The following is a 12156-nucleotide window of genomic DNA, read 5'->3' as shown; positions in this document are numbered from 1 at the left end:
GATATGTACCGCAAAGAGCTGTATGTGTTTGAAGGGGACAAGCCGCGCAAGGCCGTCATCCGCAACTACAACCGCTCCGACTTTTTCGAACTGATTCAGATTCAGGCGGAAAGCTTCCCGCCGCCGTTTCCATCCGAGCTGTGGTGGAACCAGGAGCAGCTCACCAACCACATTACGCTGTTTCCCGAGGGCGCGATTTGCGTGGAGGTGGACGGCGTGCTGGCAGGCTCGATGACCGGGCTGCTCGTGCCGTTCGATCCGGCTCACCCGGAGCACCAGTGGGCGGATGTGACCGACAACGGCTACATTCGCAACCACGATCCGGACGGAGACACGCTGTACGTCGTCGACATTTGCATCCGGCCGAGCCACCGCAAGCTCGGACTCGGACAGCTCATGATGCAGGCGATGTACGAGCTGGTCGTGCAAAAAGGCTTGAAGCGGCTCTTGGGCGGCGGCAGAATGCCTGGTTACGGCCGCTACGCTGGCGAGTGGACGCCAGAGCAATACGTCGAGCGCGTGGTCGCCGGAGAGGTCAAAGACCCGGTGATCACGTTTCTCATGCGCTGTGGCCGTGTGCCCGTGCAAATTGTGCCGAACTATTTGGAGGACGAAGAGTCCCGCAACTACGCCGTGCTGATGGAGTGGAAAAACCCGTTTCTGGCACGCTAGGCGACAGACGATACACCGATTTTCTCACGCTCAGGAGGATGGATCCCGATGGAATTTGTACGCATTCAACATATTGACAACCCGCTGTTTGCGAAAATGCACCGTTTGATGCAGGAAGTTTTCCCGCCAGAAGAGGTTTTGGACTACGACCTGTGGAAAGAGCCGCTCGAAGACCCGGGCATTCGCGTGTTTGTCGCGGTGCATGAAGGAGAAGTAGTCGGAGCCACCGAATACCGTTACTATCCCGACCTGAACGTCGCGATGACCGACTTTACGATTATCGGGCGGGAAGGGCTTGGCGTAGGCCGTTTTCTGGCGAGAGAGCGGCAAAAAGACCTGCTCGCGCTTGCAAAGGAAAACGGCAAGGAGCTGTACGGCATGTTTGCCGAAATTTACGATCCGTACCGCGTGGAGGAGCACAGCTTTGGCGGCATCAAGCCGATGGACCCGTTCGTGCGCCGCGAAGTTCTCTCCCACCTGGGCTACAAGCGCACGAATATCGCCTATGTGCACCCATCCTGGCAAAACGATGGCGAGGCCGTATCGGGGCTGGACCTTGGCTTCATGCCGACGAATGAAGAGCAGACGAGCCTGGAGGCAGAGTTGATCGTCACTTTCCTCAAACGCTATTACGCCGTGCTGCCGCAAAAGCCGCAAGCGTGGCTGGACATGGTGGCAGAGCTTGAGAGCAAGGAAAGCGTAGAGCTTCTCCCGATCTAAACGAATCAGACAGCACGAACCGACACTCCTGTGGAGCTACTCATCCTGGCTTCACGGGAGTTTTTCTTCTCCCATCCGATAAGGCCAGACAGGAGTGACAAGAGTGAACGTGCAAAATCTCGCATCGATTCTTCTTTACATGGCCGTCCTGTTCCATCTGCTCGGCATGAGCGGCTGGGTCCAGGCGAAGCTGTCCCAGCCGATTCAGCTCGCGACGCTCGGACTCATGCTTGCGGCTTTGTTTGCGCTGCGCAAAAAGAAGCGCAAGACGAGACGCCGGGCGAGAAAGCCGCCAGCCGAAGTGGCTGTCATGCTGGACCGGGCGGAGGAAGGGGAGGCAGGAAAATGATCGGCGACATTCACATTCAGGCGATCCTCGACGCCTCGCATGACGGCATTATCGCGGTCGACCACGACTATACGATCATTTGGGTCAACCAGAACGCGACGGAAATACTCGGCTTGCCGCCAAACGTGGTCGGGGAGAAAATTACCCGCTACATCCCCAATTCGGACATGCTGCGCATTTTGGCAACCGGAAAAAAAGAAATCGGCGACATCGCCACCGTCCTGAATCGGCAAATCATCATCAACCGACTGCCGATTGTGGTGGAAGGAGAGGTCGTCGGGGCCGTCTCGACGTTCAAGGAAATTACGGACATCCAAAAGATGGAGCTGCGCATCCGCAAGCAAAGCATGGAAAGCGGGCTGGAAGCCAAGTTTCGGCTGGAGGATATCGTCGGCCAGTCCAAAGCGATGCGCGAGGCGAAGGAATGGGCAGAAACTTTTGCCAGAACGGATGCCACCGTGCTGATCCAGGGCGAGACCGGGACGGGCAAGGAGCTGTTTGCGCAGGGCATTCATTTGAGCAGCCAGCGGGCGACAGGCCCGTTTATCGCGGTCAATTGCGCCGCGCTCCCCGGAAACCTGCTGGAAAGCGAGCTGTTCGGATACGAGGAAGGGGCGTTTACAGGCGCGCGCAAAGGCGGGAAGCCCGGCCTGTTCGAGCTGGCGCACGGCGGAACACTGTTTCTCGACGAGATCGGGGAAATGTCGATCACGATCCAGGCGTTGCTGCTGCGCGTCCTCCAGGAGAAAAAGGTGCGCCGGATCAGCGGCGAGCGGATCGTCCCGGTCGATGTGCGGATTATCGCGGCGACCAACCGCAATCTGGAACAACTGATGGCGGAAAAGCTGTTTCGCTCGGACCTGTACTACCGGCTGAACGTGCTGACGCTGGAGCTGCCGCCGTTGCGCGAGCGCACGGAAGACATCCCGCTGTTGATGGAGGCGATCATGGAGGAAATCGCGCAGCGCGGCGACAGGCGACTACAGGGAGTGGACGAGTCTGTGTACCGGTTTCTTGCGCAATACGACTGGCCGGGCAATGTCCGCGAGCTGCGCAATGTGGTCGAACGCATGGTGCTGCTGTGCAAAAGCGACCGTCTCGGACTGGAGGACACGTTGTTTTTGGCGAAAAAGCTCGCCCAGCGCAACGCCTTCCGGCAGCAGGAGCAAGACGAAGCAGAGGTAATCAGGAAGGTTTTGGAAATGACAAAGGGAAACAAGGGCGAGGCAGCGAAGTTGTTGGGGATGGATCGCACGACTCTGTGGAGAAAAATGAAGAAATATGGCGAAGTAGACTGATGTTGCAACAGCAACGAAAATGATGCGGATTGCAACAGAAGATTCATCTTTGAAGTCTGAAATTTACAGAAAATTAAAAACATAATGACTTGGCACGGGAGTTGCTTGCATATGGCTATAAGACGCACACCCGTGGAAAGGGAGGGAACACATGTCTACACAACCGATCATCCGTGTCGAAAACGTTTCGTTTGCCTATCAGGTGAGCCAGGATCAGCAGATTCCGGTGCTGCAAAACGTCTCCCTTGAAGTGTATCCCGGCGAGTATGTCGCCATTATCGGGCACAATGGGTCCGGCAAATCGACGTTGTCCAAACACCTCAACGGCATTTTGACGCCAAAGGAAGGCAACGTCTTTGTCAACGGCATCAATACGAAGGAAAAAGAGCGGATTCACGAAGTGCGAAGCCGCGTGGGAATGGTCTTTCAGCATCCGGATAACCAGATTGTCGCCACCATCGTCGAGGACGACGTGGCCTTTGGGCTGGAAAACATCGGGACGAATGCGGAGGAAATGCGGGAACGGGTCGATTTTGCGCTGGAGGCAGTCGGAATGAGCGCCTTTCGCCATCGGCCGCCGCACCATCTGTCGGGCGGGCAAAAGCAGCGGATCGCGATTGCCGGCATTCTCGCCATGAAGCCGCAATGCCTCGTTCTCGATGAAGCGACGAGTATGCTGGACAGCTACGGCAGGCAGGACATTCTCGCCGTCGTCCGCAAGCTGCACCGCGAAGGAATGACGATCGTGACCGTTACGCACCACATGTCAGAGGTGACGGAGGCGGATCGGGTCATCGTGATGGAGAGCGGCAAAATCGTGCTGGAAGGTACGCCGCGGGAAGTGTTCGCGCATCAGGACAGGCTGCGCGAGCTTCACCTCGACGTGCCGGACGCAAGCCGAATAGCTGCGCTCGTCCATGCCGAGCTGCCCGCTTTTTCCCCGGACCTGATCCACAATGCAGAAGTGGTGGCAGAGGTCGACCGTTTGTACGTCAGACAGGCGGAGGCGAGCGGCTCATGACGCAACCGATTGTCGATGTGCAAAAGCTGTCGCATGTGTACATGCAAGGAACGCCGCTCGCGCACGCGGCGTTGCAGGAAGTCAGCCTGCAGGCGAACGCGGGCGAATGCCTGGCGATTATCGGGCATACGGGTTCGGGCAAGTCGACCTTGATCCAGCATTTCAACGGGCTGATCCGCCCGCAGTCAGGGACGGTCATCGTGAACGGCATAGACGTATCCCAGCCGAAAATAGACATCCGGGCGCTGCGCAGGCAAGTAGGGCTGGTGTTCCAAAACCCCGAGGACCAGTTGTTCGAAAAGCTGGTCGGAGACGATGTCGCCTACGGCCCGTTCAAGATGGGACTGCCGCTGGAAGAGGTGAAAAACCGGGTGAAATGGGCGATGGACCTCGTCGGCCTGGACTTTCAGGAGATGAAGGATCGTCCCACCTACGCCCTGAGCGGCGGGCAAAAGCGCAAGGTCGCGCTCGCTGGCGTCCTGTCGCTGCAGCCGAAGGTGCTGGTGCTCGACGAGCCGACAGCCGGACTGGACCCGCGCTCCCGGCTGGAGCTGCTGGAGCGGATCAAACGGCTGAATCGCGAAGAAGGGCTTACCGTCATCTTCGTCTCGCACAACATGGAGGAAGTCGCGCAGCTCGCTGACCGCGTGTACGTCATGGCTAACGGGCAAGCCGTCTGCGAAGGGACCCCGCGGCATATTTTCGGCAATCAGGAGCTGTTGCGCGAGCACCATATCGGCACGCCGGAATCGGTCGATATATTGTACCGCTTGCGCGAACGCGGCTACCCGATTGATCCGAAAGCCTACTTGCCGGAAGAGACTGCGTATGAAATCTTGAAGCTGATCCAGCGCTAGGGAGGGGAGCACATGTCAGCGGAATTTGAATTGACGCGCAATATTACCATCGGACAGTATTTGCCGACTGCTTCTGTCGTGCATCGGCTGGATCCGCGGTTCAAGCTCGGCGCTTTTGCCATCATGATCGTCGCGATCGCTATCTGCAATACATATGTGGGCAACCTGTTTGCGCTGGCGATCTGCCTGTGGCTGTTCCACGTATCGAAAATCCCGCTGCACTACGGCATCTCCGGGATCAAGCCGGCCGTTCCGTTCATCGTTATTTTGGCGATCATGCAGCTTTTGTTTTACGGCGAGATCGCAAACGGCGGCACGATCTACTTCCAGTACGGCTTCATCACCATATCGAGCGAGAGCATCCGGCTCGTCATCGTCTCCGCCATGCGCTTTGTCGAGGTGATTTTTCTCTCCAGCGTGCTGACGCTCTCCACCTCGACGACGGAACTGACGCACGGGATGGAGCGGCTGCTCGGTCCGTTGGAAAAAGTCAAGTTTCCGGTCCATGCGTTTGCGCTCATCATCACCATCGCCATTCGCTTCGTCCCGACGTTTGCGATGGAGATGGAAAAAATGATGAAGGCACAGGCGTCCCGCGGCGCCGACTTCGGCACAGGCGAGTGGTGGCGGATCGTGCAGCGGACGAAAGACATGTTTCCGATCATCATCCCGTTGTTCAACGTGGCGCTGTCCAGAGCCGAAGACCTGATTTTGGCGATGGAAGCGAGATGCTATACGCCAGGTGCGGCCCGGACGCGCTACACCCAGTACAAGGCGAAAGGCGGCGATTATGCCGCACTGCTGGCAAGCGTGGTCATTTCCGCAATCATGTTGGGAATACCGTGGTAGTAGGCGGGAGTTCTCCCTTCTGGGGATTCCATATATCGCTTGGCAAAAAGGAGGAGTAGGCATGGAAAAAGGATTGACCGTACGCAAGATCGTCATTGCAGGGGTGCTCGGAGCGATCGCGATTTTGCTCGGGGTCACGCGGCTCGGCTACATCCCCGTTCCGACGGCGGCTGGCAACGCCACCATCATGCACATCCCGGCCATCATCGGCGGCATCATGGAGGGCTGGGGCGTCGGTATGATTATTGGTCTCATTTTTGGAGTATCTTCCTTCCTGAACGCCACTGTGCCGCTGTTCAAAGATCCGCTGGTCGCGATCCTGCCGCGCCTGTTTATCGGGGTGACGGCGTACTTGACCTACGTCGGCCTGCGAAACGTCAACCAGTACCTGGCGATTGGCGCAGCCGGCTTTATCGGGGCGCTGACCAACACGATTCTCGTTCTCGGGATGGCGGTCATTCGCGGGTACATGCCGTTTGGCGTCGCGGCGACGGTTGCCGTGACAAACGGCCTGCCGGAAGCGGTCGTCTCGGTCATCGTGACGTTGGCGGTAGTCGCGGCATGGAAAAAGCTGGGAAGCTCCGGGAGACAAAAATCGAAAATTTCAGGAGACTTGTAAGCCATGACAGGAACCATTGTCGATGTGCCCGGCATTCGCGTCGGGCATGCGCAAAATGAAGCAGCGCTGACGGGTTGCAGTGTCGTGTTGCTGGAAAAGCCGTCTGTGTGCGGCGTGGATGTCCGGGGTTCTGCCCCGGGCACCCGCGAGACGGATTTGCTGGACCCTCTCAATCTGGTCAGCGTCGTCCACGCCATCTGCCTGTCCGGTGGCAGTGCCTACGGCCTGGACGCGGCCTCAGGCGTGATGCAGTATTTGGAGGAAAAGGGCATCGGGCTGGACGTAGGCTACGGCGTCGTCCCGATTGTCCCGGCCGCCGTCCTGTTCGATTTGGCAGTCGGCGATTACCGGGTGCGGCCGGATCGGCAGATGGGCTATCAGGCGGCGCTGGCAGCAAGCTCGGAGACTGTCGCCCAAGGGAATGTCGGCGCGGGTACGGGCGCTTCCGTCGGCAAGCTGAACGGGTTTGCCCATGCGATGAAAAGCGGCCTCGGCAGCGCGTCGCTGACTTTGCCGAGCGGACTGGTCATCGGCGCACTGGTCGCGGTCAATGCGGTCGGTCATGTCATGGAGCCGAAGACAGGGGTCATTCTCGCCGGGCCGCGCGATGAGCGGGGGGAGATTCGAGACAGCATGGACATGATGCTCCAGCATGCTTTTTCGCCGATTCCTCCGGGCACGAACACGACGATTGCCGTCGTCGCCAGCAATGCGAAGCTGACCAAGGCCCAGGCGCAAAAGGTTGCGCAAATGGCGCACGACGGGCTTGCCCGCACCATTCGCCCGATTCATACGATGTACGATGGCGACACGATTTTTGCCGTCGCCACCGATGAAGTAGGGGCGGCGGTCGATCTCGTCGGGGCGCTGTCGGCGGATGTGCTTGCCGAGGCCGTGATTCAGGCTGTCAAGGCGGCAAAGGAAGCGGGCGGCCTTCCGGCGTGGAGCAGTTACGACAGTTGACGCTTCGGCAGCTTTCTTTTCCACACATAGGAACGGATGGGAGGACGGGCAGATGAGTCAAGTAATATCCTTTGTTGACGAGCAAGAGGTTGTGCGTTTGACGCAGGAGCTGGTGCGGATTCCGAGTGTGTTTCGCCCGGAGCAGGCCGGGGCGAACGAGGAGCGGGTCGCCTTGTTTGTGGCCGACTATTTGCGCAAGATGGGGCTGCAAGTTTTTTATGAGGAAGTCGTGCTCGGCAGGCCCAACGTCATCGCTTTTTACGACTCCGGGAGACCGGGGAAAACGCTGCTGTTCGAAGCGCATACCGATGTCGTGACCGAAGGCGACCGGGATGCCTGGAGCTACGATCCGTTCGGAGCAGCCATTTCCGGCGGCCGCATCTACGGACGTGGCTCTTGCGACACAAAAGGAAACCTCGCTGCCGCCATTTGCGCGGTCAAGGCCATCCAGCGCTCCAAGGAGGCGTTCGCCGGAAAAATTTTGCTGTGCATCCCGTGCGACGAGGAAGGCATGATGATCGGGATCAAAGACTTTATCCGCAAAGGCTGGGCGCAAGGGGTTGACGCCGCGATCATCTGCGAGCCGGAGGAAAACCAGCTTTGCGTCACGCAAAAAGGAGCGATGCGGGCGATCTTGCGCACGTACGGCAAAATGGCGCACGGAGCGATGCCGCTGACCGGAATCAATCCGAACACGCGGATGGCCCGGGCGATCGTCGCCCTCGAGGAGCTGGAGCGGAGGGAAATGGCGCGGCTTGGCGAACACCCGATGCTTGGCTGGCCGAGCATCACGCCGACGATTGTGCAGGCGCCTGTCAAGGGCGATGCCCAGATCAACGTCGTGCCGGACCAGTGCATGACGACGCTCGATATTCGAACCGTCCCGGGTCAGGACCACGAGCAGTTGCACGGCGAAATGCAGGCAATCCTCGAAGCGCTGGCCCGCGAGGACGACAAGTTCAGGGCGACGCTGGAAGTGATCGAGGAGCGGCCGTGGACGTTGACCGGAATGGAGGAGGAAGTTGTGACTTCGGTAGCCAGCGCGTATCGGGAAATTACGAAAAGAGAGCCTGTCTACAACGGCGTGCCCGGCGCGACAGACGGCACCTTTTTGCACAAGGCCGGCATTCCGATCTTGACGACGGGGGCGGGCGATCGCCACATTCCCCATCATGCCGACGAGTACGTGGACATTGACCAGTTGGTCGAATCGACGCAACTGTTTGCCTTGTCTGCCCTGACGTTTTTGACGCAGCCTGTCCGGGCGTGACGGAAAAGACGGACTTTGCCCAAGCGCGCGGCAAAGTCTTTTTTCGCGTGCAGGCACTTAAAGAAGCACGGGAGCAAGCCTGTCTGCCTCGGCTCTTGGCTTGGCAAAACTTGCAGTCACGGCGCAAAGACTGTAACTTTTCCCCTGCAAGTCGCGTCTTACCATTTTGTGAGAGCATTGTTTTTATAAAAACTTGCTTAATCTATCCAAATTTTTTTACAATAGAGTCTGTTACATAGAATACATAGGCAAGATGAGAGGGAGGCCGGACCCATGAATATGCGCTGGAACTTGGACGTTTTGTACACGTCGTTCGACTCGCCAAAGTGCAAGCAAGACTGGGAAAAACTATGCCGGGAGATGGACGAGGTAAAAAGCTGGGCAGCCTCAAGCCTGCAAACGACCGATGACGCCGTCCAGAAAATGGAGGCGTACATTACCCGGATGACTTCGATTTTGCAGACCCAATACCGCCTGTACGCGTTTGGCGAGCTGACGGCAAGCGTGGACGCGAAAAACGAAAAAGCGCTGCAATTCATCGAAAAAGTGCAGGAGCAGTCCGTCGAGCTGGTAGAGCCGGGCGTGCTGTTCCAAAAATGGCTCGGCCAACTGGACAATTTGAGCGAGCTGATTTGCCAGTCCGAGCTGCTGGAAACGCATCGCTTCATGCTGACCGAATTGTCCGAGAAGAGCAAGTACATGCTCAGCGAAAAAGAAGAAATCATTTTGGCGAAAATGAAAAACACAGGCTCCAACGCCTGGACGAAGCTGCAGGAAATGCTGACCTCGACGCTCTTGGTAGACATCACCATCGACGGAGAGGCCAAACAGCTTCCGCTGCCTGTCGTGCGCAACATGGCGCATGAAAAAGACGCCGAGCTGCGCAAGGCGGCTTACGAGGCAGAGCTTGCCGCTTACAAAAAGATCGAGGAATCGTCTGCGGCGAGCTTGAACGGGATCAAGGGAGAAGTCATCACCGTAGCCAAGCTTCGCGGCTATGAGTCGCCGCTGGAAAAAACATTGCTCGACTCGCGCATGGACAAGGCGACGTTGGACGCGATGCTTGCCGCGATGAAGGAAAGCTTGCCGGCCTTTACGAAGTACTTCCGGGCAAAAGCAAAGCTGCTCGGACACGAAAACGGCTTGCCGTTCTACGACCTGTTTGCTCCGGTAGGCGAAGCCGACATGCGCTTTACGTATCAGGAAGCGCGCGACTTTATTGTCAAGCACTTTGGTAGCTTTAGCGAAAAGCTGGCGAATTATGCCGCCCGCGCTTTTGACAACCAGTGGATTGACGCCGAGACTCGCGAAGGCAAGCGCGGCGGAGCGTTTTGCTACAACCTGCACATGGTCGGGGAGAGCCGGATCATGGCGAACTACACAGGCAGCTACAACGACGTCAGCACGTTGGCACACGAGCTGGGACACGGCTACCATGGCGAATGTCTCGTGCAGGAAGCGTTCTACAACAGCGATTACCCGATGCCGATCGCGGAAACCGCGTCGATTTTGTGTGAGACGATCATTGCCAAGGCCGCTTTGGCCCAGGCGACCCCAGAGGAAGCCTTTTCCATTCTGGAAAACGACATCTCCGGCGCAAGCCAGGTCATTGTCGATATTTACAGCCGCTACCTGTTTGAAACGGCCGTCTTTGCCCGCCGCGCAGAAGGCTCCCTGTCTGTCAACGAGCTGAAGGAACTGATGCTGCAAGCGCAAAAGGACGCCTACGGAGAGGGGCTTGACCATGCTGTGCTGCACCCGTACATGTGGGTGTGCAAGCCGCATTACTACAGTGCCGATTTCAACTTCTACAACTTCCCGTACGCCTTTGGCTTGCTGTTCGCAAAAGGCTTGTACGCCGAGTACGTGAAGCGCGGCGAAGCGTTTGTCCAGCAGTATGACGAGCTTTTGTCTGTCACAGGCAAAATGAGCATTGCCGATGTGGCCGCGATCATGGACGTCGACGTGCGCTCGGTTGACTTCTGGCGCAACTCGCTTGCGCTGATTGCCAAAGATATTGATACGTTTGTGGAGCTGGCCGCTGCGCGTGCGTAAAGCCCACAGGAAAAAACGTCCGATCGTCATGTCGGGCGTTTTTTTTGCGCATAGCAACGAACCGACCGGGAGAAAGTAAGAAAAAACAAATGAGGTGATTACGTGGTAAACGGATTGCAGTTACTCGACCTACTACGGGAAACAGAGAACAAAATGCTGCATCTACATAGAGCCATAGACAGAGTCAGCAGCGAACCTGATTTCAAAGAGTCGGTCAGCGTTCTCACCGTAGTTGTGCGCGATTACCAGCTTCAGCTCGACAAGATGAAGCAGGCCTTGGGCAAAATCGAAATTGGGGCCAACCAGACACCTCCCCAGGCCGGACACAACACGGAAATTCATTGATACGAACTCACAGGAAAACAGCCCACAACCTGGTGACAGGTGTGGGCCGTTTTTTCGGGGGATTGCTACTGGAATTCGGCGTAGCGCTTGACGCCGTAGAACGGATACAGCTTGTGCATGTACTCCACCTTGCCGTAGCGAACGTCTTCGCCGTTTGCATGGACGATGGTGCCATTGCCCAAGTAGATCGCTACGTGGGACACGCGTCCTTTTCCGAGCGAATCGTAAAACAGCAGGTCGCCCGGCTGCGCTTGCTCGAGCGGAATGGATACGCCCCCGCGGAATTGATCCTCGGATGTGCGCGGAAGTGTAACCCCGAGGCGGCTAAATACGTATGAAGTAAAGCCGCTGCAATCAAATCCGTCCGGTGTGGTTCCTCCGAGCACATACGGAGTTTTGAGCAGTGGTTCAAAGATCGATTCGAGACGGTGCAGGCTTGCGGAATCGACATCGCCTGCGAACGCAACGTCAGGGGTGAGCTTTGGACTCAAGTAAGCGGAGAAGACGTAGGCTTCATCATCTTCGAACTCGATTTTGGTCCACTCGCTGCCAGTCTCGACGACTTCAACCACGTCACCGAACTTCAGCTTGCCTAAAATTCTCGCATCCGTCGACGCTTTTTTGCGCACATTCAGCACGTCTACCGTCACGCGCGCTTTTTCGCCAGCCGTCAGTTCTTCCGGCTCGTTGTTGGCGGAGTCAATCGAGGCGGCTACGACATCGAGAGGGACGTCGGCTGCACCGCCTGTCGACAGGCTGCCTTCAGGCAAGGACAAAGTCTGGCCAATCGACAGTTGATCGCTTTTCAGTTGGTTCACTTGCATGAGCTGGCTGACCGTAGTCTGGTGCTCACGGGCAATTTTGCTCAACGTGTCCCCTGCTGATACTACATACACTCCAGAGGCGGCGTGAGCAGCAGTAGGCAGCAGAGTGAAGAGGGCGAGGGAGGTGAGTAGCTTCGAAGTAAGTTTCATATCATCGTCTCCACCAATCTACTATTTTCTGCATATCTAGGATGTGTCTGAAAACTCATTATTGAGTTAGTTTAAAGATGGACGCGACATATACAAACGCTAGGAATGATTTGGCCAGCTTGTCGTAACGAGTAGCGATTCGTCGAAAATGTTTGATTTTATTG

At 57.2% G+C, this 12156-nt stretch carries 13 protein-coding genes; 12 read left to right on the top strand and 1 reads right to left on the bottom strand.

Translation table 11 applies throughout. The annotated features are described in order from the left end of the window. Positions 1 to 3 precede the first annotated feature (3 nt). The 12 genes from AC27IT_RS05405 (at position 4) to AC27IT_RS05350 (ending at position 11018) form a co-directional block, all read left to right on the top strand. Complete coding sequence (locus AC27IT_RS05405) at positions 4 to 672, top strand: GNAT family N-acetyltransferase (protein ID WP_283859188.1); 669 nt, start codon at positions 4 to 6, stop codon at positions 670 to 672. Between the two features lie 48 nt (positions 673 to 720). After that, complete coding sequence (locus AC27IT_RS05400) at positions 721 to 1392, top strand: GNAT family N-acetyltransferase (RefSeq protein WP_005833503.1); 672 nt, start codon at positions 721 to 723, stop codon at positions 1390 to 1392. Positions 1393 to 1495: 103 nt separating this feature from the next. Beyond that, positions 1496 to 1741: a hypothetical protein gene (locus AC27IT_RS05395; RefSeq protein WP_007779625.1), complete on the top strand. Its 246-nt coding sequence runs from the start codon at positions 1496 to 1498 to the stop codon at positions 1739 to 1741. After that, a complete protein-coding gene (locus AC27IT_RS05390; protein WP_005833500.1) occupies positions 1738 to 3039 on the top strand; it encodes a sigma-54 interaction domain-containing protein in 1302 nt (433 codons plus the stop codon). The genes AC27IT_RS05395 and AC27IT_RS05390 overlap by 4 nt, the downstream gene beginning before the upstream one ends. Positions 3040 to 3190: 151 nt before the next feature. Further along, entirely contained in the window at positions 3191 to 4060 is an 870-nt protein-coding gene (locus AC27IT_RS05385) for an energy-coupling factor transporter ATPase (RefSeq protein ID WP_283859189.1), read from the top strand. Then, the gene (locus AC27IT_RS05380; protein ID WP_007779611.1) at positions 4057 to 4917 is read left to right on the top strand and encodes an energy-coupling factor transporter ATPase; all 861 of its coding nucleotides are present in this window, start codon (positions 4057 to 4059) and stop codon (positions 4915 to 4917) included. The genes AC27IT_RS05385 and AC27IT_RS05380 overlap by 4 nt, the downstream gene beginning before the upstream one ends. Before the next feature lie 12 nt (positions 4918 to 4929). Next, entirely contained in the window at positions 4930 to 5766 is an 837-nt protein-coding gene (locus AC27IT_RS05375; protein WP_007779607.1) for an energy-coupling factor transporter transmembrane component T family protein, read from the top strand. A 61-nt stretch (positions 5767 to 5827) separates the two neighbouring features. Next, positions 5828 to 6385 (top strand): ECF transporter S component, encoded by a 558-nt coding sequence (locus tag AC27IT_RS05370; RefSeq protein ID WP_005833497.1) that lies wholly within the window; start codon positions 5828 to 5830, stop codon positions 6383 to 6385. Positions 6386 to 6388: 3 nt separating this feature from the next. After that, the gene (locus tag AC27IT_RS05365; protein ID WP_007779604.1) at positions 6389 to 7348 is read left to right on the top strand and encodes a P1 family peptidase; all 960 of its coding nucleotides are present in this window, start codon (positions 6389 to 6391) and stop codon (positions 7346 to 7348) included. Between the two features lie 52 nt (positions 7349 to 7400). Next, positions 7401 to 8618 (top strand): M20 family metallopeptidase, encoded by a 1218-nt coding sequence (locus AC27IT_RS05360; protein ID WP_283859191.1) that lies wholly within the window; start codon positions 7401 to 7403, stop codon positions 8616 to 8618. Between the two features lie 273 nt (positions 8619 to 8891). After that, entirely contained in the window at positions 8892 to 10673 is a 1782-nt protein-coding gene (locus AC27IT_RS05355) for a M3 family oligoendopeptidase (protein WP_005833492.1), read from the top strand. Positions 10674 to 10775: 102 nt separating this feature from the next. After that, positions 10776 to 11018: a hypothetical protein gene (locus tag AC27IT_RS05350; protein ID WP_005833491.1), complete on the top strand. Its 243-nt coding sequence runs from the start codon at positions 10776 to 10778 to the stop codon at positions 11016 to 11018. A gap of 65 nt (positions 11019 to 11083) precedes the next feature. Here the strand turns inward: AC27IT_RS05350 and AC27IT_RS05345 are convergent, their stop codons facing one another. Then, positions 11084 to 11992: a C40 family peptidase gene (locus AC27IT_RS05345; RefSeq protein ID WP_283859192.1), complete on the bottom strand. Its 909-nt coding sequence runs from the start codon at positions 11990 to 11992 to the stop codon at positions 11084 to 11086. Positions 11993 to 12156 lie beyond the last annotated feature (164 nt).

Source organism: Brevibacillus sp. YAE8, from assembly GCF_057543335.1.
This window is presented reverse-complemented; position numbering and strand designations above follow the sequence as displayed.